General features: G+C 48.5%; 22 protein-coding genes and 1 tRNA gene. 8 read left to right on the top strand and 15 right to left on the bottom strand.

Translation table 11 applies throughout. From position 1 onward, the window contains the following. Positions 1-115: 115 nt before the first annotated feature. The gene (locus OCV59_RS10830) at positions 116-1624 is read right to left on the bottom strand and encodes an LCP family protein (RefSeq protein ID WP_262584352.1); all 1509 of its coding nucleotides are present in this window, start codon (positions 1622-1624) and stop codon (positions 116-118) included. A 217-nt stretch (positions 1625-1841) separates the two neighbouring features. Here OCV59_RS10830 and OCV59_RS10825 point away from each other — a divergent pair. Next, positions 1842-1917: transfer RNA gene (locus tag OCV59_RS10825), tRNA-Arg, on the top strand. A 679-nt stretch (positions 1918-2596) separates the two neighbouring features. Here the strand turns inward: OCV59_RS10825 and OCV59_RS10820 are convergent. The 7 genes from OCV59_RS10820 to OCV59_RS10790 all read right to left on the bottom strand — a co-directional run bounded on the left by OCV59_RS10820 (position 2597) and on the right by OCV59_RS10790 (position 9132). Next, entirely contained in the window at positions 2597-3079 is a 483-nt protein-coding gene (locus OCV59_RS10820; RefSeq protein WP_147594454.1) for a peptidylprolyl isomerase, read from the bottom strand. A gap of 53 nt (positions 3080-3132) precedes the next feature. After that, complete coding sequence (locus OCV59_RS10815) at positions 3133-3624, bottom strand: NUDIX domain-containing protein (protein WP_147594453.1); 492 nt, start codon at positions 3622-3624, stop codon at positions 3133-3135. A 109-nt stretch (positions 3625-3733) separates the two neighbouring features. Next, positions 3734-4303 carry a chromate transporter gene (locus OCV59_RS10810; RefSeq protein ID WP_147594452.1) on the bottom strand — a complete coding sequence of 190 codons (570 nt, stop codon included), beginning with the start codon at positions 4301-4303 and terminating at the stop codon, positions 3734-3736. Further along, positions 4300-5043 carry a chromate transporter gene (locus OCV59_RS10805; protein ID WP_147594451.1) on the bottom strand — a complete coding sequence of 248 codons (744 nt, stop codon included), beginning with the start codon at positions 5041-5043 and terminating at the stop codon, positions 4300-4302. Before OCV59_RS10805 ends, OCV59_RS10810 begins: the two co-directional genes overlap by 4 nt. A 40-nt stretch (positions 5044-5083) precedes the next feature. After that, positions 5084-6814, bottom strand: a complete 1731-nt coding sequence (locus tag OCV59_RS10800) for a proline--tRNA ligase (RefSeq protein WP_147594450.1) — start codon at positions 6812-6814, stop codon at positions 5084-5086. Positions 6815-6827: 13 nt separating this feature from the next. Next, a complete protein-coding gene (gene ispF / locus OCV59_RS10795) occupies positions 6828-8009 on the bottom strand; it encodes a 2-C-methyl-D-erythritol 2,4-cyclodiphosphate synthase (protein WP_147594449.1) in 1182 nt (393 codons plus the stop codon). Beyond that, on the bottom strand, positions 8002-9132 hold the full coding sequence (locus OCV59_RS10790; RefSeq protein WP_147594448.1) for a PIN/TRAM domain-containing protein: 1131 nt from the start codon (positions 9130-9132) through the stop codon (positions 8002-8004). The genes ispF and OCV59_RS10790 overlap by 8 nt, the downstream gene beginning before the upstream one ends. Before the next feature lie 161 nt (positions 9133-9293). Between OCV59_RS10790 and OCV59_RS10785 the strand changes: the two genes are divergently transcribed. The 3 genes from OCV59_RS10785 to OCV59_RS10775 are packed head-to-tail and all read left to right on the top strand — an operon-like array spanning position 9294 to position 12274. After that, a complete protein-coding gene (locus OCV59_RS10785) occupies positions 9294-9965 on the top strand; it encodes a response regulator transcription factor (protein WP_147594447.1) in 672 nt (223 codons plus the stop codon). Beyond that, positions 9955-11436, top strand: a complete 1482-nt coding sequence (locus OCV59_RS10780; RefSeq protein ID WP_147594446.1) for a sensor histidine kinase — start codon at positions 9955-9957, stop codon at positions 11434-11436. Before OCV59_RS10785 ends, OCV59_RS10780 begins: the two co-directional genes overlap by 11 nt. After that, a complete protein-coding gene (locus OCV59_RS10775) occupies positions 11426-12274 on the top strand; it encodes a histidinol-phosphatase HisJ family protein (protein ID WP_147594445.1) in 849 nt (282 codons plus the stop codon). Before OCV59_RS10780 ends, OCV59_RS10775 begins: the two co-directional genes overlap by 11 nt. Positions 12275-12412: 138 nt before the next feature. Here OCV59_RS10775 and OCV59_RS10770 read toward each other — a convergent pair whose 3' ends face one another. The 4 genes from OCV59_RS10770 to OCV59_RS10755 all read right to left on the bottom strand — a co-directional run bounded on the left by OCV59_RS10770 (position 12413) and on the right by OCV59_RS10755 (position 17541). Continuing rightward, the gene (locus OCV59_RS10770; protein WP_147594444.1) at positions 12413-13510 is read right to left on the bottom strand and encodes a glycerol dehydrogenase; all 1098 of its coding nucleotides are present in this window, start codon (positions 13508-13510) and stop codon (positions 12413-12415) included. A 362-nt stretch (positions 13511-13872) separates the two neighbouring features. Further along, the gene (locus tag OCV59_RS10765; RefSeq protein WP_147594443.1) at positions 13873-14964 is read right to left on the bottom strand and encodes a pyridoxal-phosphate-dependent aminotransferase family protein; all 1092 of its coding nucleotides are present in this window, start codon (positions 14962-14964) and stop codon (positions 13873-13875) included. A gap of 164 nt (positions 14965-15128) precedes the next feature. Continuing rightward, complete coding sequence (gene glpK, locus OCV59_RS10760) at positions 15129-16628, bottom strand: glycerol kinase GlpK (RefSeq protein WP_147594442.1); 1500 nt, start codon at positions 16626-16628, stop codon at positions 15129-15131. 37 nt (positions 16629-16665) lie between these two features. Beyond that, positions 16666-17541: a helix-turn-helix domain-containing protein gene (locus OCV59_RS10755; RefSeq protein ID WP_147594441.1), complete on the bottom strand. Its 876-nt coding sequence runs from the start codon at positions 17539-17541 to the stop codon at positions 16666-16668. A gap of 188 nt (positions 17542-17729) precedes the next feature. Between OCV59_RS10755 and OCV59_RS10750 the strand changes: the two genes are divergently transcribed. The 3 genes from OCV59_RS10750 to OCV59_RS10740 all read left to right on the top strand — a co-directional run bounded on the left by OCV59_RS10750 (position 17730) and on the right by OCV59_RS10740 (position 19987). After that, entirely contained in the window at positions 17730-18071 is a 342-nt protein-coding gene (locus OCV59_RS10750) for a hypothetical protein (RefSeq protein ID WP_147594440.1), read from the top strand. 67 nt (positions 18072-18138) lie between these two features. Further along, positions 18139-19698: an APC family permease gene (locus OCV59_RS10745; RefSeq protein ID WP_147594439.1), complete on the top strand. Its 1560-nt coding sequence runs from the start codon at positions 18139-18141 to the stop codon at positions 19696-19698. A 148-nt stretch (positions 19699-19846) separates the two neighbouring features. Then, entirely contained in the window at positions 19847-19987 is a 141-nt protein-coding gene (locus tag OCV59_RS10740; RefSeq protein ID WP_262584351.1) for a hypothetical protein, read from the top strand. A 126-nt stretch (positions 19988-20113) separates the two neighbouring features. Here the strand turns inward: OCV59_RS10740 and OCV59_RS10735 are convergent, their stop codons facing one another. Both OCV59_RS10735 and OCV59_RS10730 read right to left on the bottom strand, forming a co-directional pair. After that, a complete protein-coding gene (locus tag OCV59_RS10735) occupies positions 20114-21490 on the bottom strand; it encodes an aldehyde dehydrogenase family protein (RefSeq protein ID WP_262584350.1) in 1377 nt (458 codons plus the stop codon). Between the two features lie 70 nt (positions 21491-21560). After that, complete coding sequence (locus OCV59_RS10730) at positions 21561-23147, bottom strand: acetyl-CoA hydrolase/transferase family protein (RefSeq protein WP_262584349.1); 1587 nt, start codon at positions 23145-23147, stop codon at positions 21561-21563. 247 nt (positions 23148-23394) lie between these two features. Here OCV59_RS10730 and OCV59_RS10725 point away from each other — a divergent pair, with 247 nt between their 5' ends. Then, entirely contained in the window at positions 23395-24264 is an 870-nt protein-coding gene (locus OCV59_RS10725; RefSeq protein ID WP_147594437.1) for a LysR family transcriptional regulator, read from the top strand. Positions 24265-24356: 92 nt separating this feature from the next. Here OCV59_RS10725 and radA read toward each other — a convergent pair whose 3' ends face one another. Beyond that, positions 24357-25937, bottom strand: a complete 1581-nt coding sequence (gene radA / locus OCV59_RS10720; RefSeq protein ID WP_262584348.1) for a DNA repair protein RadA — start codon at positions 25935-25937, stop codon at positions 24357-24359. Positions 25938-26139 lie beyond the last annotated feature (202 nt).

Genomic DNA, 26139 nt, shown 5'->3' with positions numbered 1-26139 from the left:
TATGATCAAATGCTTCTGACCATATACACATACATTAGAATAGTATCATAAAAATGTGATGATTTCAAGGAATGCACGCCCATTACTCAAAATCATCACACTATTTGATATCTCGTTATTTTGTTTTGGATTTATTCTTTTTTTCTTTCGTATATGCAGGATACATCGTGTCATGTATAGCTTGCTTTGCCGCCTCGACAGAAGTTTCGTCAGGTATGACCACAGCAAGCTCCTGTGATCCCATACTGTACGTAGGTGCATAGGCATCTGTACCTGTTATGGATATCGTATTTATCGTCCACTTGCCCATGTCATTTATCTGCATTTTTACGAGAGATGATATATCTTTCTCCGACATATTCGTCTGCATCTCGTCTTCAACAGCATCCAGCAGTTGTGTATATTTCGTAAGTATCACCTTGCTCTGTGTTGTCTTATTGATCATAGCTTTCAATACTTTCTGCTGATTCCTGCCTCTCTCTATATCTTCATCCTCAAACGCCTTTCGCTCACGTGCAAAATACAGTGCCGCCATACCGCTCAAGTGATTTTCTCCTTCGTTATAATAAAAATCTGCCACACTGGATTTGAATTCAAAATCAGAGTATACATCGACCCCGTCTATCGCATCTACTATATCCACCAGCATCGAGAAATTCGCCTTGATGTAGTAGTTCATATCATAATCGAGCCAGTCTTCTACTGTATCTACAGTCTCTTCCACACCATATATTCCTGAATGCGTCAGTTTGTCTTCAGCACCGAACGAATGAAGTGTAACATATGAATCTCTAGGTATCGATGTCAGCAGGATAGTCTTCGTCTGCGGATTTACAGTCATCACCATATTGACATCACTCCTTGCGATCTGATCTATGCCGCCCCAGACATCCATCCCTGTGATATACACATTGAACGGATCTTCTGTAACGTTCACTCGCTTGGCAAAATCGTCACTCTTTACTGTGATCGGTATGCTGTAAAGTATCTTTGTAGTTTCTTCGAATTTGTCATTGTTCTCGCAGAGCAGTTCATAATTCGTGTTGCTGACGAAAATTATCTCATCGCTTTTCTGACTTCCATCAAGTAAATGTGCGCCGACTGACGAATTGTCTGCTTCCTCTGAATACTCAACTTCGATCTTTGTCAGCAGTCTTTCCTTGGCTTCTTTATACATCTTTGACTCTGAACTCATGACATATACCGTCTGACCTTCGATATCTCTGAGCTTCTGATAGCTGCCGTCTTTAAGAACGATAACATGATATTCCTCGATCTGTGCCTTTTCCTCACTGATCTTCTGGAATGTATCGTATGTATTATACAGATAATTGCTGCCTATAAACAGCACATTGACGATTATAACTGTCAGGATAAGACCTACCAGTCGCTGATTCGTCACCCGTTTCCTGCAGTTGAGCAGCTTGAATGTCCCCAGATCAGCCAGGAGCAGTGCCAGCAGCACTGCTATCGCGAATTTCGCAGGCAGTATATCCAGTACGCTCATAAGAAAAATAAAAAACGCTTCTACGAACAGTACTATGAGTATCACTACCGAAAGTCCTACCGACTCCGGCAGCATTCTGAACTTACCATTTCCTTTTCCGAATATTTTTTTAAACATAAACATAAATTCCTTACTGTATCAGGCCGAACCTCGCTTATATCACAACGGGATCGTGCCGACCGTATTGATTTACCGGATGCGTTTCCAACTCACACCCCCTGCCAGAAAAAACTCAGGCGTTCTTTATTATGCGCCATTTTCAGATAAATGTCAATAAATCCCTTGATACACGTATAAACATCGGGTATAATCATATAATCAATTATATACTTTTGGGGCACTAGCTCAATGGATAGAGTCGCAGACTTCGAATCTGTCGGTTGGGGGTTCGAGTCCCTCGTGCCTCGCCAAAACTCAAGAAACCCGCTTGCCGGGTTTTTTGAGTTTTTGATGATATCAAGGACTCGAACCCACAAGGGCCTGAGCGTGATATAAACATCGTGGATGTTTATATAGCGAAGTGTTCGAGCCGCAATGAACATGCAGGCGATGAACGGCAAATACGCAGCATTTGCTTAAGTCCCTCGTGCCTCGCCAAAACTCAAGAAACCCGCTTGTCGGGTTTTTTGAGTTTTTGATGATGTAAAGGACTCGAACCTGAAAGGGCCTGAGCGTCATATAAACATCGCGGATGTTTATATAGCGAAGTGTTCGAGCCGCAATGAATATGCAGGCGATGAACGGCAAATGCGCAGCATTTGCTTAAGTCCCTCGTGCCTCGCCAAAACTCAAGAAACCCGCTTGCCGGGTTTTTTGAGTTTTTGATGATATCAAGGACTCGAACCCACAAGGGCCTGAGCGTGATATAAACATCGCGGATGTTTATATAGCGAAGTGTTCGAGCCGCAATGAATATGCAGGCGATGAACGGCAAATGCGCAGCATTTGCTTAAGTCCCTCGTGCCTCGCCAAAACCCAGGAAACCCGCTTGTCGGGTTTTTTGGGTTTTTGATAACAAAAAACGCATGCACCATCCGTTTCCAGATAACATGCATGCGTCTTATGGTTCATTTTGATTTCGTCCGGTTATTACTCCTCAACGATCGTTACTTTTTTCATGATCTGTGGTGTGAGCGGCTTGTCGGATCTGTTTCTGTCCTGGTTTACGATGCCGTCAGCTACGTCCATACCTTCAATAATCTTTCCGAACGATGCGTACTGACCGTCGAGATGCGGTGCGTTTTCCACCATGATAAAGAACTGCGAACCTGCTGAATCCGGGTTCATCGCTCTTGCCATGGAAAGCACGCCTCTTTCGTGTCTGAGGTCGTTTTTGAATCCGTTAGCTGTGAATTCTCCCGGGATGCAGTAGCCCGGGCCACCCATTCCTGTTCCGTCAGGACAGCCGCCCTGGATCATGAAGCCCGGAATGACTCTGTGGAAAATGAGTCCGTCATAGAATCCTTCTTCTACGAGTTTAACAAAGTTTTCAACCGTCTTAGGCGCGATCTCAGGGTAAAGCTCACCCTTCATGATGCCGCCGTCTTCCATTTCGATTTTTACGTATTTCATTTTATGTTCCTCCTATTTGACAGCCAGCTGCAAAGCTCTGCAGTCAGCTGTTTTCACCTTATCCTGAACGGGTCGTACGCATATGTATCGCCAGCGCTTCCGCCGCATTTGCCATGAGACCCGAACGCGCCGCACTCCAGCGCTTTCCAGAACTCGTCTCTCAGATACTCCGGATACACCCTCGAGATGTCCTGCATCTCTTCGCGCGATACAAAGCGCACTTCCCTGAGCACCTGATGCTCTGCATCGAATTCCGGATCTTCGCCGAGTCCAAGCGTCCCTCCGGTCACCTTTCCGAGGAAAAAGTTGACGAACCTCTGTCCCCGGTCGGAAACCTCCTCAACGTGCCATACGAGCGGCCCTGCCTCGATCTCAAATCCGGTCTCTTCCTTCACTTCCCGGACTGCCGCTTCAGCTGCGTTCTCTCCCGCCTCTATGCCGCCGCCCGGTACCATCCATATATCGTGATCCTCATGATGCTGCTTTACCATCAGCATCCTGTTTTCATCATCGAGAATTATTACTCGTACTCCTCCTGTCCACATAACAACGCTCCTCTCAGCATCACGGCAGTGCAGCAGTGCACTGTCTGCATTTATTTCCGTTCCGTTCGCTTTGACTGCGAGCGCATGGTCATCACCGGGCCTGACGCCACTAGTGGCACAGCAGCGCGCCGGCTATACCCATTATTATCATCACTCGTATCGGGCGCATTTTGAACACCCCCACGAGCACTATACTTGCCGCAAATATCGCCAGCGGTATGAGATTGAAATAATCCAGACCGCCGGTGAACAGTTCCTTTGAGATCAGCGGACCGTTCACCAGAACAGTTTCGCTGACGAATACCGCTGCAGCAGCGATAAGCCCGACAGTCACCGGCCTTATCCCTACGAACGCTCCCTGAACGCCCTTACTGTCGTTGAATCTGTCTATGAAATTCATCACTATCAGCATTATCACGAACGACGGCAGACACACGCCGAGCGTCGCAACCAGCGCCCCCGGGATACCCGAGTAATTGAAACCGACATAAGTCGCAGCATTTACCGCCACCGGCCCCGGCGTCACCTGAGACAGTGCCACCAGATCTGAGAATTCCCGGGACGACATGATACCGAAGTCCTGCACGCTCTGGAATATCAGCGGCAGCATAGCCAGACCGCCACCGAAGCTGAACAAGCCGATCCTGAAGAACATGGCAAAAATATTCAAATACATCATTTTGCCACCTCCTCATCTTCACACTGTTTATCGGCCTCGTCGTCCTTGTCGCCGACGCCATCACCGCACGCGCCACTGCTGTCGTGCGCTTCCATGCAGCCTGCGGCCTCATCATCTTCAGCATCGTCTTTACACGCAGCACTGCCACCGGCAGTTTTATCGTCCGCAAGCCTCCTCATCTTCACGCTGTTGTATATGATCCCGAGCACCGCACCGCCAAGTACCGCCCACACAGCAGTGACACCGAATGCTGCGATCGCTGCGAACGCCGCCGCCGCCAGGATCCACTGGAACACGTTCGTCAGACTCTGCTTCGCGAGCTTTACAGCCGTGACCATTATCAGGCCGCACACTGCAGCCTTTATGCCTGTGAACGCACCGAGTATATACGAATTTTCTCCGATCGCACCGAGAAACGACACCACGACTATTATTATGATGAACGACGGCGCGACTACTCCCAGAGTCGCCGCAAGTGCGCCCTTTACGCCATACATCCTGTTGCCGATATACGTAGCGCTGTTTATCGCCACGACGCCCGGAAGCGACTGTGCGACTGCGATGCAGTCGAGCATGTCTTCCTCGGATATCCATTTTTTGTCTTCGACCACGACCTGCTGTATCTGCGGTATCATGGCGATACCTCCGCCTATCGTAAAGATACCCACCTTGAAGAACTCCCAGAAAAGGATCGCATATTTTTTTATGCTGTTAGTTTTTTCACGGTTCTCACTGTCCATTTATATCGCTGCTCCGTAATGATTTCCTTTATCGTCTCTTTTATTTTTCTGCGTTGATGACGTCGATAGCTTTTTTGATTCCTTCAGCTGCAGACATCTCTTCCTTGTCTGCGTCACGTCTCATCTTGTACTCGATCATTCCGTCCGCTGCGCCTCTGCCGACCGTGATCCTCACAGGGATACCCAGCAGATCCGCATCTTTGAATTTGACGCCCGGACGTTCTTTTCTGTCATCCAGCATCACTTCGACGCCTGCCGCTGTCAGCTCGCTGTATATCTGATCTGCGACCTTTGCCTGGACCTCATCGTCAGGCTTCATGACAGTTATTATCACGTGATAAGGCGCTACTGCGATCGGCCATACGATACCATTGTCATCGTGGTGCTGCTCTATGATAGCTGCCATCGTTCTCGTCACGCCGATGCCGTAGCATCCCATCACGATCGGATGATCCTTCATGTTTTCGTCTTTATAATAAGCTTTCATCGCTTCGCTGTACTTGGTCCCGAGCTTGAACACCTGGCCAACCTCGATACCTCTCGCATGCTTGACAGGCGCACCGCATACAGGACACGCATCTCCTGCCGCCAGCACTTTAATATCCGTAACGATGTCTCCCTCGTAATCTCTGCCGTAGTTGACATTGATCAGATGATGATCCTCCCTGCATGCACCTGCACACAGGTTTTTGAGACCCGGAAGCTCACTGTCCACAACGATCCTGCAGTCATGCAGCGCTGTAGGGCCTGTGAATCCGCCGACACAGCCTGTAGCCGCTGACATCTTCTCTTCATCAGCAAACTCGATGGCATGTTCCGGGATATCGAGAGCGTTCACGAGCTTCGTCATGTTAAGCTCTCTGTCGCCTCTCACGAATGCTGCAACGTATCCGTTCTCGTTGCCGTCATTGTCATATGTCACGAAAAGCAGCGCTTTTATCGTCTGTTTCTTGTCCAAGCCGAGGAAATCCGCAACTTCATCGATCGTCTTGGTTCCTGGAGTGTGCACTTCTTCCATAGGAAGCATCTCAACGTCGTCCTGAGCCTTTGCATCCACACACTCTGCCCTTTCCACGGTAGCTGCCATGGAACATTTTTCACAGTATGCGATCTCACTCTCGCCCACTTCCGAAATCGCCGTGAACTCGTGCGAATTGCTGCCGCCTATAGCGCCGGTGTCAGCCTCTACAGGTCTGAAGTAAAGTCCGCACCTCGTGAAGATCTTCTCGTACGCTTCGTACATGTCCTGATAGCTCTTGTCGAGACCTTCCTGGTCGCGGTCGAACGAATACGCATCCTTCATGATGAACTCTCTGCTCCTCATCAGTCCGAATCTAGGTCTTGCCTCGTCTCTGTACTTCGTCTGGATCTGGTAAAGATTCATCGGCAGCTGTCTGTAGGAGTTGATGTCTGTCCTCACGATGTCTGTGAATATCTCCTCATGCGTAGGTCCGAGGCAGAACTCACGTCCGTGTCTGTCCTTTATTCTCCAGAGCTCAGGTCCGTACGCGTACCATCTGCCGGATTCCTCCCAGAGCTCAGACGGCTGGATAGCAGACATATGTATCTCCTGTCCTCCTGCAGCGTCCATCTCTTCTCTGATTATTCCTTCGATCTTTCTCAGCGTCCTCCATCCGAGCGGCATGAAGCCGTAAACGCCTGACGCCAGTTTTCTGATCATTCCCGATCTCAGCATCAGTATATGGCTTGGGATCTCCGCTTCATTTGGAACTTCCCTGAGTGTCTTTAAATGCATCTTTGATAATTTCATCGGTTCTTTCTCCTTATCTGCATATGGAACATACCGCTTCAGCCGCGATCCCTTCTTTTCGCCCTACGAAACCGAGGCGTTCAGTAGTCGTTCCCTTTATATTTATCCTGCTTTTATCAAGCTTCAAAACAGCTGCGATGTTTTCTCTCATCGCCTCCGTGTACGTACTTATCCTCGGCGCCTGCGCCATCACCGTGACGTCGGCGTTCACTACGGAATACGAGTTCTCTTCGAGCAGCTCTCCGACTTTCTGCAAAAGCGCCATGCTCGATATGCCGCGGTACTGTTCGTCGGTGTCAGGGAAATGCTTTCCTATATCTCCCAGCGCCGCAGCCCCCAGAAGCGCATCCATCAGCGCATGAGTCAGCACATCCGCATCCGAATGACCTGCCAGCCCTTTCTCGTACGGTATCTTCACACCGCCGAGCACCAGATCTCTGCCCTCGGCGAACGCATGCACATCAAAACCTGTTCCTGTCCTGTATTCCATAGGCAGATCCTCTCTCGTCGTTATCTTTATATTGCCGTAATCGCCTTCCGCTATCGACACCGGATAGCCGGCACGCTCTGCCAGCACCGCGTCATCAGTGCCGTAAAATCCTTCCGAGAAGGCCTTCTCATAGGCTTCCTTGATATATTCAAACCTGAACCCCTGCGGCGTCTGCACCGCAAAGTATTCGCTCCTGTCGACGCTCCGGCTCATGCCGCTCGCGTCTGTATTTTTTTTCGCGTAAAGTCCGCAGCTGCCGATCTGTCTGAGACTGTCCTTCATAGGCACGCATGCCGCCGCTGCGCCGCTTTGCACGGTCTTTTCGATGACGCCGATCACAGTCCGGTGAGTGACGAACGGCCTCGCTCCGTCGTGTATCAGCACGTATCCCGTCTGAGGACACGTTTCCTCCACCGCCCTGAGCGCATTGAAGACAGAATCCTGACGTTCACTGCCGCCTCTGACTATCCTCTCCACTTTGCCGATCCCGTATTCACGTACCAGATCTGCGCAGTGTTCCGTGTATTCTTCATTCGTTACAATAAAAATATGATCGACTTCAGGCATTGACGAAAAGACTTTCAATGTCTTTATCAATATCGGTTCCCCGCCGATCATCATAAACTGCTTTGGGACAGGTCCGCCTATGCGAGTGCCCTGTCCCGCAGCTGCTATGATCACTGAAACTTCCTTTTCACTATCCATGATGATGACCTCTGCCGCTGCCTGCAGGCTTTGCGAATATCATACGGCCTGCCGAAGTCTGCAGCACGCTCGTCACAATGACTTTTATCGTCTGTCCGATGAAGCGTTTGCCGTCCTCGACAACTATCATCGTGCCATCGTCCAGATATGCAACAGCCTGATTGTTCTCCTTGCCTTCCTTTACGAGCGAGAGTATCATTTCCTCGCCCGGAAGCACCACAGGCTTGAGCGTATTCGCAAGCTCGTTTATATTGAGCACATCCACGCCTTTTATCCCCGCCACTTTGTTGAGATTGAAATCGTTCGTGACTACCTTGCCGTTCATTATCTGAGCGAGCTTCAGCAGCTTGACGTCTACTTCGGGTATCTCGTCGAGCGATTTCTCCCCGGTGCTGTTGTAGATCTCGACACCGTATTCGTTCTGTATCTTGTTGAGTATGTCCAGACCTCTGCGGCCTCGATTTCTCTTCAGCGCATCCGAAGAATCGGCGATATGCCTGAGTTCGACGAGCACGAACTCAGGTATCACTATCTGCCCTTCGATAAATCCCGTCTTCATTATATCCGCTATCCTGCCGTCGATGATCACACTCGTGTCCAGTATCTTCGGTGTAGCGTCAGACTTGGTCTTGCCGCCCTTGCCGGTTCCCGAACCGCTCAGTCTCCAGTTCAGCAGCGAACCTCTGATGTCTTTGCCCTTTTTTGTCGCTATCACGATACCGAGATAGCCGAGTATTATGTATGTAATGACGTTCAGGATCACATCAAGATACGGTACCTTTATACCCACGTATATCTGGCTTATCAGAAATGCTATTATAAGGCCGGCTATAAGGCCTACCGTTCCCATCACGATATCGTTTGCGGACATCTTCTGAAGATCTGACTCCAGGTTGTTTGCCATCTTGTTGCCCTGCTTTTTGAAAGCCGGAGTGAGCCGGAAAAAAATCAAACCGAATATAATTGCAACCAATGTGGAAATTATCATGTCCTGTATTTCCGAAAAATCGACCAGCTCTTTATGTCCTGCAAGTATTATCAGGAACTTTGTTAATGTGTATAATCCGAATCCCAATATTGCACCGGCAATCGTCAAAACAGCTCTTACCAGTTTCTGGAGCATCGTATCCCCTCCTCTCTCTGCTCTTTGTCTAGTTGTCCATGATGAGTATACCACAAATCCTGTACCTAGCCAACAAAATATGGTAGAATCAATACACAAGCTTCATATACAGAACACATTGAAAATTTATTCTTACAATATAGATCAAGGAGGAGATGAATATGGCGAAAATATTAGTCGCAGATGACGAACAGAAGATAAGAGAGGTCATCAGGGAATATGCCGAATTCAACGGTCACGAGGTCACAGAGGCTGCCGACGGCATGACAGCTGTAGGTCTCTGCAGACTCAACGATTACGACCTTATCATAATGGATATCATGATGCCTAAGCTCGACGGCTTTTCGGCATGCAAGGAGATCAGGAAGATCAAAGACATACCTATCATCATGCTTTCAGCGAGAAGCGAAGAATACGACAAGCTCTTCGGTTTCGAACTGGGTATCGATGACTATGTCGTGAAGCCTTTCAGCCCTAAGGAACTGATGGCGCGAGTGAACGCAGTCCTTTCAAGAAACAGCGCTTCCGAAAGACCTGTTGAAAAGGTGATGAAATTCGACGGTCTCGAGATCAACATCCCTGCCAGAACAGTGTATGTCGACGGCAAGAAGGTGGATCTCACACCTAAAGAATACGACCTGCTGTTCTACCTCGTGGAAAACAAGAACATCGCGCTGTCAAGGGACAAGCTGCTCTCTGACATCTGGGGATACGACTTCTTCGGTGATGACAGAACGATCGACACTCACATCAAGAACCTGAGAAACAATCTCGGCAAATACAGAGATTATATCGTTACGTTAAGAGGGGTAGGGTACAAATTTGAAGCTTAGACTTGATTCCAAAAGTATAAAATTCAAAACATGGCTTTACTTCATACTGTTTGCAGGCTTCCTGATGGTAGTGCTGTGGTTTTTTCAGGTGCTCTTTCTCAACAGCTTTTACAGCGTTATGAAGGACGAGCAGACCAGACGAGTGGCGAAAAACATCGAGTCGGCATATACGCTCAAGAGCAATGAGAAATTCCTCAATACCGTTGAGTCGATATCGAACAGCAACGACATGTTCATATATGTCGTCTCGCACGACGGCAGCACCATGTATTTCAGACCTTCCGGAGACAGCACAAGCGCGCAGTACTATGCTGAACAGATCGAAACGATCAACCAGGTGATGCTCAAGGAAAACGTCGACTCAGCGTACAAGCGCATCAAAAGCGATGACTCAAAAGACGTCCTCGCCTACGGCAAGCTGCTGACGAACAAAGACAAGGAACCGATGCTGGTGTACATATTTTCACCGCTGTATCCGGTCTCCTCGACGATAAACATCCTGACCAACCAGCTGATATACGTCACCTGCATATCGTTCATGGTGGCATGCCTGATATCGTTCTACCTTTCCATAAGGATCACCAGACCGATACGAAAGATCACCCGTTCCGCGGAAAGGCTCGCAGACGGCGAATACGGCATAGTGTTCAAGGGCGGGCACTACACAGAGATCAACAATCTCGCCGACACGCTGACCAGGGCCTCCATCGAGCTGGAAAAGTCAGACATGCTCCAGAAGGACCTGATCGCGAACGTCTCTCACGATCTGCGGACGCCGCTCACCATGATCAAATCGTATGCCGAAATGATCAGAGATCTGTCAGGTGACAACCCTCAGAAGCGCGAACAGCATCTTCAGGTCATAATAGACGAAGCCGACAGGCTCAACATGCTCGTAGGCGACCTGCTCTCGCTTTCCAGGATGCAGTCGGGCAAGATGGTGCTGCACCCTACCGAATTCAACATCACGAACGCGGTCCAGAGCATCATCAACACCTACAAGATAATGGAGGACGAACAGGGATATACGTTCAGATTCAACTGCTCAGGCAGTTATATAGTAAAAGGAGACGCGGACAAGATAAAACAGGTGGTATCCAACCTGCTCACGAATGCGATCAAATTCGCAGGCAAAGACAAGACCGTGATAGTCACTCTCAAACGGCGCGGCAGATCCGTTATCTGCAGAGTCGAAGACCACGGCATCGGCATCGCTCCGGAGGAACTCAATCACGTATGGGAGCGCTACTACCGTGCAAGCTCTAATATGGTGAGAGCTTCCGAAGGCTCGGGGCTCGGACTTTCCATAGTCAAGGAGATACTGACACTCCACAAATCGAACTTCGGCGTCGACAGCACGGTCGGAGAAGGTACGACGTTCTGGTTCGAACTCGACTTCGTGAAAACAGACAGGAGCCGCGGCGCACTTACAGACGATACAGAAAGGAACAGCTCAAAAAATGACAACTGATACAGAGATCAACAGTATTAAAACCGGCGTTTCCGGCAGCAGCCCTGTACTGGACTGCGACTTCCATACTCATACAGGCTTTTCAGACGACTGCGATGTTTCCGCAGACGTGATGCTGGAAAGTGCTGCAGCTCAGGGCATAAAAACACTTGCTGTGACGGATCACTACGATCCGGGCTATCCGGACCCGGAGTTCCCGTTCCAGCTTGATTTTGAAAAGTACAACGAATATATGCTGAAAGCCCGCGGAAAGTACCGCGGCATCATGGACATCCGCATCGGTATAGAAGTCGGGATAATGGCCGGACAGTTCGAAGCCGCCAATAAAGCGATAAATGCGTTCCCGTACGATATCATCATGGGATCGTTCCACTGCAACCGCGAAAAGGATCTCTACACCTACGACTTCACTGACGTCGACGGTCCTGCAATGCTCGAAGACTTCTATGTGTACGTCTATGAATGTCTAAAAGAATTCGACAACTATGATGTACTCAGCCATTTCAGCATCGTAGACAGATACATCGGCAAGCTTTACGACTACACTCCGCTGACTGATATCATCGATGCATCGCTGAAGCTCGCCGTGGAAAGCGGCAAAGGTCTGGAGATCAATACTTCGAGTTTCAAATACGGTACAGGCACATGGCTTCCGCGTGAGTCTATACTCAAAAGATACCGCGAACTCGGCGGCGAGATCCTGACTTTCGGATCCGACGCGCACTCGCCGGAACACTATCGCTTTCATTTCAACGACGCTGTTGAATTCGCAAAGAGCCTGGGGTTCAGATACTACTGCAGATTCAGTCAGAGAAAGCCCGAATTCGTAAAGCTGTGATCGCCGCTTTGACACGACAAAAGGCAAAGATACAGAAAAATCCAGCCGTGCACTCTGCATCAGGCTGGATTTCTTATTATTCAAAATGATCTCGCTCAGAATCGCCACAGCGTCATCTTCAGATGGCACTGCACGCTGCTATTCCCCCAGATAATATCTGCCGTATGCATCTGCAGCTTTCAGCGCTGCAGCTACCGTTTCCGGAGTCACTTCAAACGGCATGTTGTGCAGGGTATCGTTCTCTGCACATGCAGCCTTTGCGACTTCCATGATCTGCTCGTCCGTTACATTCTCTGCTCCGAGCTCCTTCCATGTCACAGGAAGTCCGACTTCCACACAGAATCCTATTATCTCTTCGAGTTCCTCTTCCGGAACGTTCTCGAGAACCAGCTGTGCGATAGTTCCGAATGCAACCTTTTCACCGTGATACATCGAGTGACACTCTTCGAGGACTGTCATACCGTTATGGATAGCGTGTGCTCCCGCAAGGCCCGCACTTTCAAATCCGATGCCCGACAGCAGAGTGTTCGCTTCGATTATCTTTTCTACAGCCTCAGTGCATGCGCCTGCCTCAAGCGCTATTTTCGCCTTGACGCCTTCTTCCATCAGCGTGTTGAAGCACAGCTCGGCAAGCGCCATTGCGGCTTCCGTCGTCTTGCCTCCCGCACACGATATCGCACCGCTTCTCTTGCATGCTCTCGCTTCGAAATATGTCGCCAGAGCATCACCCATACCTGATACAGTAAGACGGACAGGGGATTTCGCGATTATGTCTGTATCCATCATTACCATGTTAGGGTTTGCCGGCAGGAAAAGATACTCCTCGAAAACACCGTCATCCGTGTATATCACTGACAGCGCACTGCACGGAGCATCCGTCGATGCTATAGTCGGACATATTATCACCGGAGTATGGTTGTAAAATGCCACGGCCTTTGCAGTATCGAAGATCTTGCCGCCGCCTATTCCTATCATCAGATCACAGCCTTTTTCCTTCATGATACCGGAGATCCTGTCGATCTCGTTTTTGCTGCATTCGCCGTTGAAATAATCGAATGACAATCCGCAGTCAGCATCTTTGAAGCTTTCCTCGATCTCAGCTCCTATACGCTTGTAGCCTCCCGGACTGATAAGGATCAGCGCTTTCTTTCCATATCCTGCTGCATAAGTACCCAGCTTTTTCATCTCTCCCGCTCCCTGAACATATCTTGACGGGCTGATAAGGATCTTTGCCATAAACATACCTCCTCACTGCTTTGCCGGCATTCCGCCGGTATCAGATCGCCGCTGAAAACCAGGGCATTGCTTATCTGCCGGCTGGCGCCGGCTCAGTTGTTTATTTACGTATACAGTATACCACATTTTCTGCCAGCGATACACATTAATCCCCGGCAGCGCGAAAAAACCACATGTTTTCGTGCCCCCTGCAAAATACGCACTTTCGGGCTTTGCAGAAAATCCTGTCATCATCTCAAAAAAGAAAACGACTCCTGCCCGGTCTTCTCCGTGGTCAGAAGTCATCTCCCTGAATTAAATTAATTAAATGGGTGGAGGAATTTATATTGTATCAATATAAATTCTTTGTATCATAAATGCACTTATGCGATACATTCAGCTAAAACTTTGAGGAATTCGCGGCAGTCTTCAGGATAGATCTCTCCCATGTTTGCTACCTGGAACATGCCCATTTCCTCATACTTGCCCTTGCCGCTGTAAACGACATAGCCTTTTGCTTCCATAGCCTTCAGGAATGCCTTAAGGTCTTTTCCTTCAGGAAGGAATACAGATGTAACAGTGTTTGCCATTTTTGATTCATCATCCAGAAGCAGCTTCAGACCCATGTCCTTCATGCCTTTTCTGAGGATTCCTGCGCATTCCTTGTATCTTGCAACTCTGGCCTCTACGCCACCGTCTGCCAGTGCGTTGTCAAGAGCGACATCGAGAGCCCAGAACAGATTTACATTAGGTGTGTTAGGAGTCTGGTTCTTGTCTCTTGCCGATATGTAGTGCTTTGCCAGATTGAGGTAAACGTTTTTGCCCATTTCTGGTGTGAGAGTTTCAAAAGCGTCTATCTTTCCGCATATATATGCTGAACCAGGATATGCACCCAGGCACTTTCCGCCTACTGATGTAGCGAAAGTGATGTGGAAATCAACTACATCTATGAGTTCCCCTGCTGCTGCCGATACGCAGTCAACGAAGAACCATTTGTTGTACTTGTCAGCAAGCTGTCCTACTGCCTTTACAGGGTTTATCATGCCTGTCGATGTTTCGTGGCATACCATTGCAACTACTTTGATCGCAGGATCTGCCGCCATCATTTCCTCTACCTTGTCCATCGACGGTTCTTCTCCCCAAGGGAATTCACAGTCAACGAGAGGAATATCATATTTCTGTATTATCTCAAGAAGTCTTTCTCCGAAAACACCGTTTCTGATCAGCATTACCTTTTCGCCTTCATTGAAGATCGATGAAAGAACTGTTTCGTTTGACGATGTTCCCGATCCCGAAATGATAACTGATCTGTAGCTGTCATCTGCCTTGAACAGCTTGTTGATCTTTGCAGTAGTTCTTGCAAACAGATCTTCGAATTCTGCTCCTCTGTGGCAGATGTCATAATGCGTCAGTGCCTGACGTACATTTTCTTTTACCATTACAGGTCCCGGACTGAATAATTTTGGTGCGCTCATAACTACACTTCCTTTCGATTTTTCGATACCATACTCTTTCGATTTTATATGTTTTCAACGACCATGGTCTGCAAAGCCGCCATGATCTGCCGGTCTGCGCGAAGCAGGCCGCGATCCTGTCTTGTCTTCACTGCGTCTTTCGGACGCGCTGTTATTCGGATATCCTATTCTTCCGACCAGTTTTTCGCTCTTTCAACAGCTCTGTGCCAGTTGTAAAGAAGCGACTCTCTTTCGTCCACGCTCATCTTCGGTTCATATCTCTTCGCGAGCTTCCAGGTCCCTTCCATCTGTTCTATCGAATCGAATTCTCCTGCGCCCAGGGCTGCCAGCTGTGCTGCGCCGAGTGCTGTAGTGTCCTTTATCTCCGGAACATCTACAGGGATACCGATAAGGTCTGCCTGGAACTGCATGAGGAACTTGTTCGCTGCTGCGCCGCCGTCAGCTCTGAGAACTGTTATCGGCATGCTTGCATCCATGTTCATCACGTCCAGATTATCCTTTACCTGATATGCCGTCGCCTCGAGTGTCGCTCTGACTATATGCTCACGCGTCGTGCCGCCTGTGATGCCTACCATGGTGCCTCTGGCATATGAATCCCAGTGCGGTGCTGCGAGACCTGAGAATGCAGGCACAAAATATACTCCGCCGTTGCTGCCTGCATCGTATGCCATCTGCTCTGTCTCTGACGCACTGTTGATTATCTTGATACCGTCTCTGAGCCACTGTGTAGCCGCGCCTGTTATATATATGCCTCCGTCGAGAGCAAACGACATTTTTTTATTGAGTCTCCATGCCACTGTAGTGAGCAGACCGTTCTTCGAATATACCGCCTTGTCGCCCGTGTTCATCAGCATGAAGCATCCTGTTCCATATGTACATTTTATCGATCCCGGCGTGAAGCATGCCTGGCCGAACAGTGCCGCCTGCTGATCGACTACGGATCCTGAGATCGGAATGGAGGCTCCGAGAAAATCAAGCGGGTCTGTATAACCGAAAACAGTTGCACTGTCGCATATTTCAGGCAGTATCGATTTGCTTATTCCGAGAATATCCAGGATCTCATCATCCCATTTTCCGTCATGGATGTTGAACATCATGGTTCTGGAAGCCGTAGAGCAGTCCGTAACGTGCACCTTTCCATGAGTCATCTTCCAGATGAGCCATGTATCGAGTGTTCCGGCAAGCGCACGGCCTTCCTTTATCTTATCTTTTACCCCTTCTACATTGTCTATTATCCACTTTATTTTAGGACCGCTGAAATAAGAGTCTGCCATAAGGCCTGTCTTCTCCCTTATCAGCTCTCCGTGTTTTTCCGTAAGGTCATCGGCGTATCTCGCCATTCTTCGATCCTGCCATACGATCGCATTGTAAAGCGGCTCTCCTGTGATCTTGTCCCACATCATCACGGTCTCACCCTGATTGTCTATCCCGATGCAGCTGACCTGGTCAGCGCTTACGCCGCCGATGCTGAGCGCCATATCCACTGATTCGATCACCCTCTGCCAGATCTCCATAGGATCGTGCTCGACCCATCCCGGCTTCGGATAATACTGTTTGTGCTCTTTGTAGCCTCTTGCGACCACGTTCCACTTCTCATCGAGAAGAAGCGTCGTCGTTCCTGTGGTTCCCTGATCCAGTCCGATATAATACTTTTTCTTCAACATAATCATTTCCTCTTTTCTTATTTTCGACATTATTTATTCAAATGGAAATGTAATTTTCTATCTTGTCGTACGGCAGCCGTTTGAACATGAATTTCCTGAACTCTCCGGATGAACATCTGAGAAGCTTCCGGTATGTCCTGTTCATGTGCGCATGATCGAAAAACCCGCAGTCCACCGCGATGTCGACCAGCAGCGTTTCTCTATCCTCGATGATCCTGTCCATAGATGCCTGCATCCTTATTATCTGCGAATACAGCTTCGGCGATATCCCTACGCATCTGTCGAACATCTTGCCGATATGCCTCGAAGTGAACCCCGTCTCCTCTGCAAGCTTTTCGACCTTGATATTGCCCTGGCTCTGAAAGATCCTGTCGGTACAGTATCTCACCAGATATTTGTCCTGCTCCATACGCATATGAACCCTTATCTGCTTCGAGATCAGTCTGATACGTTCTGACAGTTCTGTCTCTCTCTCAAGTACCGAAAGCATCTGTTCGCCCCATGGTATATCATCCTTCAGCGAAACAGACTTGTTTGTGATACTGTTCGCACCGCCATCGATGAGCGCATATCCGGCACCCGGTATGAAACGGATAAAGATAAACTTTTCATGCGGCTTTATCTCCAGCTTCCGTATCTCGTCTATGACTCCGCATATGTATCCGCTCATCTCACCCTCATGGTTTCTGAACACCATACTCATACACCCGTCCGGAACGATCGGAAGTATCTGAGGATATTCTCTAACCGACTTGATGTAAAAGATATCGGCAACCGTGGTATAAAGCGGATGTCCGAAATTTACATCTATCTTCTCGACCTCGAATCCTGTGTCGTCAATTATGAACGGTTCATACTGAATTCTCTCTTCAGTTGGGGCCAGGTACTGTTTCTGGCTTATTACAAATGACATTTTTCTTCGCTTTCACTGTTTTCTATTCTGTAAAACCGACGGCGCCGCATTGGTTAGTAAAAATCAGAACGCCTTTTCATTTCACCTATATAATAGCACTGTGCATTTCTCCGGTCAACTTCCGTTTTTTCCTAGCGAAAATTGTTCCTGATAGCATACAATAAATGTCAACAGGAGGAGTTTTTGTTATGCAGGTATTACAGGGCATGGATCCCGATAAAATGATAATAATTTTGCCATCGGCACTTATTGCGATGTATCTGATCATCAGCCTGCAGAAAAAACTCTGCAGCGGAAGCAATCCTCACATAGGACTGATACTTCCTGCGATATGCTTCGCAGCTTCCACGATTCTCGCGGTAAGGCCTCTGATCGTGGCCGCACAGGAAATATCAGGCGGACTCGTACTGCTGTGCCTGAGGATGTGGTTCACATTCAACATAGCGACGCTGGTGTTCCTGTTTCCTTATTATATGCGCATAAGAACGATGCGTACTGAAACAGCTTCAAAAAAGTCTGCCGCTGAATAATATACGGCTAAGCCGGCTTTTTTCTATTCATTTTAATCTATTTATTTATTTTAAGGAGGGTATTCTTATGGAAAACAATGCAAAGGCCCAAACACTAAACCGATCGTTAGGACTTTCGGAATGCGTCACTATTACCGCCGGTGCTGTAATAGGCGTTGGTCTGTTTACCGTCGGTTCACAGATCGTAGGTCTGATGGGCGGTACTGTAATCGTCGCATCACTTATTTCATTCGTACTGATCCTGTTCCCATGCGCAATGTATGGTGAAATGGGTGCAGCTCTGCCGCTGGCAGGTGGTACATACTCTTTCGCAAAGAGAGGTATCAGCTATCCGGTAGCAGTATTCGAAAGCTGGAACTACACTCTTGCTCAGGTAGGTATCGGAGCATCAGAGGCTATGGCTTTCTCAAACTACTTCCTCAGATTATTAAAGGCACTTGGATGCAATGTTCCTATCGATAACAACGACTATTCGCTTATCGATTACTTCCAGGGAGCAGTTCCTACAGATGTATTCCTTTGGAAAGTCCTGCCGGCTATAGGACTGTTCATTCTCTTCACTGTGATCTCATACAGGGGAATCGAGATGAATGGTAAGACACAGAACTTCTTCATGTTCTTCTTCTGGGCATGCTCACTGGTATGGTTCGCAACAGTTATCGCAAAGGCAGACTTCTCAGGCGTTACTGAAATGGTTGCAGGCGTTGGAATCCCTGCAGGCGTAAATGCATTTGCTCAGGCTGTACTGCTCGTACTCTGGTGCTTCTTCGGATATGAAACCATCGTTGGTATGGGTTCTGAGGTAAAATTCCCTCAGCTGACTATTCCAAGAGCTCTGCTGATCTCACCGTTCTGTGTACTCGCAGTAAACCTTCTTTTCCAGTGGTTCCTGTGCGCACTGACTCCTGCTCAGCACGTTCCTGACCTTTACACATCAGCTGCTCCTTATGCAGAAGCGATGCAGTATGCGGGCATCGTGGGACTGCCTCTCATCATCCTGTGTCTGGGTATCACATTAGGCGGAGACTTCTCCACTATGAACCCTTGTATCGCAGGACCTGCACGTTATATGTACATAATGGCAGAAGACGGAAACTTCCCTAAATACTTCGGCAAGGTTCACCCTAAATACAAGAGCCCTCACCGTGCAGTAGTTCTCTGCGGAGTACTGGGAGTCTTCTTCATCCTGTCAGGTTCAATAAAGATCGTTGCAATGATGTGTGCATACAACCAGATACAGGCATATATCATCGGTTTCTGGTCATTCTTGGCACTCAGAATAAAAGAGCCGGATCTCAAGAGACCTTGGAAGTGCCCTGCCGGCAAGTTCGGTGCATGGTTCAGTATCATATGCTTCGCATTACTGCTGATACTCGCATATGACCCTGTTGCTATCTGGTACAATGTCGTTTGGGACGTACTCGCTATCCTGTACTATGTACTCTTCGTTCGCAAGAGACCTATCCCGCAGGAAGCTATCGATGTAGAAGCTCTTACACTGGCTACTGCAGATCCTACTCCTGAAGAAAAGGCTAAGCTTGACAGACAGTACAAGATCTGGAGAATAGGCGCTTACATCGCAGCTGCAGTTGGCGTATTACTCTTCGTATTCGCATGGATATTCTAATCAGACAGATAGATATATATTCAATATGACTGAAAAAGAGCCGTCATCAAACTGACGGCTCTTTAATAACTAACGGAAAGCCTGTCTCACACGGGCCCCAGATATGATCCAAACATCAAAAGATCAAAGAATACAGAGGTTATTTACAATGAGAAAATTTATAGGAACTGTATTATTCATATTTCTGATGATACTGGCCACCGCAGGTCTTGCGGCATACGTGATGCAGGAGGCATTCAAGGAACCGATCACCTTCAAGGAGTTCTTTGAAATGGTCTTCGGCAATTAGACCGGCAGGCTTATGTTATACACGGCAGAAGGACCCGCAGGCTGCTCTGCGGGTCCTTCTGCTTTTGTGTTATGTTATTATGTAATAAGGCATCTACCGATGTTTCTTTATCTCACCAGGTTTTTACTAACCCCAGAGTTCTTCATCAGAAGGCACATGATTGTCCGGCATGTATCTTGCGATCCTCGATACGTTCATGAGATGCTTGTAATCGAGGTTTTCAGAGATACTGTTGTGTCCCCATGAGCCGCATCCCAGAGTATTAGTAGGTGCGAGACCATTGTAGAAGCTTCCGCCTGCGCTGCTTGCCGACACCTGATTTATTACGAATCTCGAAGCGCAGAGCTCTGTTCCGACATATTCGATATGTTTCTCTGAATCCGAGTGGAATGCCACACTGTGACCTTTCCCGTCTTTTTCAAGGTTTTCTCTTGCGATATCAACGCCTTCCTCAAGCGAGCCATATTTATAAGCTGCGATGACCGGCGCCATCTTTTCTCCGCCGAGAGGATCGGTAAGTCCTGTTCCTTCCGCTTCAACAACGATTATCTTAGTATCTTCCGGCATATCTATACCTGCAAGCTTTGCAATGCTGCTGCATGACTGGCCTACAGAGTGTCTGTTAGGCTTGCCGTCCTGGAAAAGTGCATTTCTTACTTTTTCAAGATCTTCCTTATCGCTTACCACATAAGCTCCGTTTGCCTTGAATTCCTCGATCACGTCGTCATAATCGTTCTCACTGCAGATGACCGACTGTTCTCCAGAGCAGATGATGCCATAGTCAAATGTTCTGCCTGCGATGATCTTAGGTACGGCTTCCTTGCAGTCATATCCTTCGTCTATGATGCACTGCACATTTCCTGCGCCTACGCCCAGAGCCGGTCTTCCGGAGCTGTATGCTGCTCCTACCACTCCTGAACCGCCTGTAGCGATAACGACATCTGCAGATGCGATGAGGTTCTTCGTATTTTCTCTCGAATGCTGATCGAGGATCTGTATGAGATAATCAGGATAACCCAGCTTCTTCAGCTCTCTGTTGATAAGCTCGACTGTCTCTGTGCTGCATTTGATCGAACTGTGGTGCGGTGTGATTATTATCGCGTTTCCACACTTGAGAGCAAACATAGCATTGCTCATCGGTGTAACGATAGGGTTTGTGCATGGAGTTATCGCTGCCACAACACCCATCGGTTTTGCGATCCTCGTGATCCCTGTCGTTTCGTCAGTATCCAGTATGCCGCGGGATTTTTTACCCTTTAATGAATTCCAGATTATCTTGGATTTCTGTTTGTTCTTTGCGATCTTGTCCGGAACATTTCCCATGTTTGTTTCCTGCACTGCGATCTCTGCAAGATACTCGGCATTGTCATATACTGTCTTTCCTATCACCTTTACCGCGAGGTCTACTTCCTCCTGGCTCATTTTTTCAAACTCTGCCTGAGCCTTCCTCGCTCTGCTGATATACTCGTCAATATACATTTTGCTCATTTCACTGCTGTCCATTTTTATACCTCCATTTATTCTTCCATTTATCTTTCTGTTTTCAAATATGATGTATCCAAATCAAACATCTTTAGAGCATGCTTCCCGTATCGAGAAATCTGCTGTGCCATGACAGAGCCTCACTGAGGATATGCGGTGTGTGAAGTACTGATCCTTCGCACGCTCTTCTGAAATAGCTCATCAGTTCATCTCTGAAATCAGGATGTGCGCAGTTTTCTATTATCTTTACTGCCCTTTCCTTCGGACTGAGCCCTCTCAGATCTGCATATCCCTGCTCTGTAACAAGTACCATCACTTCATGCTCCGTATGGTCCACATGAGATACCATCGGAACTATAGAAGAGATCCTGCCGTCTTTTGCTGTGGAAGGCGTGCTGAATATCGATATCGCCGCATTCCTCGAAAAATCCCCTGATCCGCCGATCCCGTTCATCATCTTCGACCCCATTATATGCGTCGAATTCACATTGCCGTAGATATCCGCCTCGATAGCGGTATTCATGGCTATAACACCCAGACGTCTTATGACTTCGGGATTGTTGCTTATCTCCTGCGGTCTCAGGATTATCTTATCCCTGAAGAACTCCACTTCATCCAGAAAACGCTCCAGTTCCTCCGGCGACGGACTCAACGCCGTCGTAGACGCCATCGTCGCTTTGCCCGATCTGAGCAGATCCAGCATCGAATCCTGCACGACTTCTGTATAGCATGTCATGCCTTCATACTGCGAATCACACAGTCCGTAAAGCACTGCATTTGCTACGCTCCCTACTCCTGACTGCAACGGCAGCAGCGAAGTGCCCAGTCTTCCGGCTTCCACCTCAGCCTCGAAAAACTTTATTATATTGTCCGAGATTTTCTGCGATGTCTCGTCCACCTTTCCGAGAGGCCTGGTCTTGTCCTGCATGTCGGTAATGACTACAGCCGCGATCTTGTCAAAACCACACTCCATGTATGTCGTTCCGATCCGGTCTGAAGGGGAGCAGATATTTATCGGCTTGCGATTCGGCGGATTGTCCAGTATCACTATGTCCGCCATACCTTCCAGGCTTAACGGCTTTGACAGATTTATCTCCACGATCACTTTATCTGCATTCTTTATGAACGACGGTGTATTCCCGACTGCTGTCGTAGGAACTATGTCCCCGTTTTCTGTGATTGCAAGACCTTCTACTATAGCGACATCGATTTTATTCAGAACTCCGTAATTCACATACTGCGTGCTTTGAGAGAGGTGCATGTCCACATAATCTATCTCACCTTCGTTTATCTTATCTCTTATCGCCGCATTTGTATGATATGGCAGACGCCGCCTTATCATTCCCGCCTCTGTGAGCGCCGTATCGATCTCCGGCCCTACCGAAGCACCGGAATAAACATCGATCTTTATGTTTTCTCCCCGCTTTCCCCTCTCAGCAAGTGCGAGAGGAACTGCTTTGGGGTACCCCGACGGTGTGAATCCACTGACGCCCACAGTCATCCCATCGCTGATCAGTTCTGCTGCCTCTTCAGCAGTCCTCACCAGTGAAAGCGCCCTGGCATCTCTCAGGCGAGCTTCAAGTCCGTCTTTTTCTTTACTCATAACTGCATCACTTCCTTCAATATCTGATATAACTGCTGCCGGTTTTATCCGGACGACTGTAATGTCTTCCTTCATGTTTATAATTTAACATGCTGTTTTCAGAAAATAAAATCAACTTTTCTTATGGATATATCGACTTTTCCTATAGTATGCAGGACCGGCGGCCTCAGTACATCTGTGTATTTTTATGCAAAGCGCGCGATTTACATGATTCTGCGGGTTTTACATGCTTCTGCCGGTTGCTCTTTATCAGACATATCTGTTATACTGAGTCTGGAAATCAAATCAGAAACACATACTGGAAACGGGGTGTATATGAACCATGAATATCAACCACCTGCACTATTTTGAAGAAGTCTGCAGACAGGGCAGCATCACCAAAGCGTCTGAAGTGTGCCACATATCGCAGCCGTCGATAACCGCGGCAATAAACGGACTTGAAAATGAACTCGGATACAAACTGTTCTCACGAATCAACAACCGCCTTTACCTTACAGATGAAGGCCGGGCATTCAAAGAAATCACTCAGCAGTTCCTGAAGGAGATGGCAAGCTACTCCGAAAAAGCCCATGACCTTGCAAAGAATAGAAAAACCATCCTGAAGCTGGGAGTCCCCGCTGTCATGGGTACATACTTTTTCAAAAAGATCATCCCCGGATTCAACAACGATTATCCGGATATCCAGCTTGAGATCTTTGAAATAGCAACGATCAACGGGGTATCGATGCTCCGCAACGCAGAACTCGATCTCCTTCTGGGGATAAAAAACGAGACCTCATACACCAGCTGCGATTCAAAAGAAATATTCAGCACTGAGCTTCAGCTGGCCGTAAACAGAAATCACCGTCTTGCAAAAGAAAAAGTGATAAAGGCCGATATGCTTTCCGGGCTTCCCATGGTCATCATTTCAAATGGCTCATACCATAACAGCGCAGTGCTGTCCACATTCGAAGATATAGATCTCAATATAATCATGCATTCCAGCCAGATGTCGACCATACACTACATGCTGCGCAACGATCATGCTGCAACTATAATCTACAGGGATATATTCACAAACGACCCCGATATATGCTGCATACCGCTTGAACGAACTATCCCTGCTCATGTCCACGTATTCTGGCAGAAAAACAATTATGTGTCTTCCGCCATGAAATCCTTCATTTCATACATAACCCGAATGGAGATATGAGCACAAGCCCGAGCACTCGGCGCACAACTGAAAAGAGAGCGATATCCTTGCAGTATTTCTGCCTGATATCGCTCCTTTTTTCTTTTTAAAATCTAAAACAGCTTCTGTATCTCCGATATGTTTTTTATGCCTATCAGCTGCAGCCTGCCTGCTCCGCTCTCGTCACGGCGGGCATTGATCTCCGAAACTGCCTTCCTGAGACGCTGCGCGTTTTTTACAGGGAGCACGATCCTCTCGAAACCAAGCTTTCCAGCTTCCTTTACTATCTTTTCGCTGTTCTGCACCGCTCTGAGATCTCCGGTGAGGCCTATCTCTCCGAGCGCGATAGTCTTGCTGCCCAGCGCCTTTCCCTTGTAGGATGAATAGACCGCGAGCGCTACCGCCAGATCCGTATACGTTCCCTCCGGCCTGATGCCGCCTACGATATTTACATAGACGTCCTGATTTATCAGCGACAGCCCCATTTTCTTCTCGAGTACCGCCAGGATCATGTTGAGACGTGAGTTTTCCACCCCGATCGATGTACGCCTTGCAAATCCTATGTTCGTCGGTGATGTGAGTGCCTGCACTTCGAGTACCAGCGGCCTCGTTCCCTCGTATACCGCAGTCACGACTGCGCCTTCGCTTTCCTTCTCCATCTCCTCGAGGAGCGTGCCTGAGAGGTTTTCGATCTCCATCAGCCCCTGTTCTGCCATCTCGAACGCTCCGATCTCACTGGTCGTACCGAATCGGTTTTTCTGCGCTCTGAGGATACGCATCTCGTGGCTCCGTTCTCCTGTGAAGCTGAGCACACAGTCGACCATGTGCTCCACGATCCTCGGACCTGCCAGATCACCGCTCTTGGTCACGTGCGCGACTATGAACACCGGGATGTTGTAGACTTTTCCGATACGCATCAGTTCGTTGCCGCAGGCTCTCACCTGCGAAACGCTGCCCGGTGCCGAATCCAGCTCGTAGCTGTACATCGTCTGGATCGAGTCTATTATCAGGAACTGCGGATCCAGCTGCACACAGGTCTCGCTTATGCTCTCTATATTGGTCTCCGCGAGTATGTAAAGCTCTTCGGGCAGTCTGCCGCACACTCTGTCGGCACGCATCTTGATCTGCTCCTCGGACTCCTCGCCTGACACGTAGAGCACCGGCCCTTTCCCCGACGCGATATGTGCTGCCGCCTGTATTATTATCGTCGATTTGCCGATTCCCGGCTCTCCCGAAATCAGCGTGAGCGATCCCGGTACGAGACCGCCGCCCAGGACCCTGTTGAGCTCTCCGATGCCGGTATCTATCCTTCCTTTTTCACCGGAGATCACTTCTCTGAGCTTCACGGGTCTGCCGGCTCTGCCCGCGCTCTGCGGGATGCTGCCGAACGCTGCGGATCCTGCGCCGGAAAACACACCTGTCCCTGACCCGGACGTACGCCCCGATGCTGACGCCCCGCTCCTGCCCGCAATCCTGCCTGCGCCGGCCATAGCGGAACTCCTGCGCCTTTTATCATCTATATCAAGATCTATAACCTTTTCCTCGACCATCGTGTTCCATGCGCCACAGATGCACTGCCCCAGCCATTTGGGGCTCTCATATCCGCACTCCTGACACACGAAAACTGTCTTGTTCTTTTTAGCCATACTCGTATCCCTCGCATTTCCGTTCACCGCTTTCAGGCAGGCCTCCATATGAGCCCGGCCTCCTGAAAGAGTTTTTCTTCAATCAGTATTATAGCAGAATATCGCGCCGGTTTTGCGATTTTGCAGAATAAAACACCGTTCGCCCTCAAGATCCTCACACAATAGGGTAGAGTGAGTATACTCACCCTCCCATTGCACCGTACGTACGGTTCTCGTATACGGCGCTACATCAATATAGAATCAAATATTG

Origin of the sequence: Brotomerdimonas butyrica (genome assembly GCF_025567305.1) — a bacterium.
Lineage (GTDB): Bacteria > Bacillota > Clostridia > Peptostreptococcales > Anaerovoracaceae > Lentihominibacter > Lentihominibacter butyricus.
This window is presented reverse-complemented; position numbering and strand designations above follow the sequence as displayed.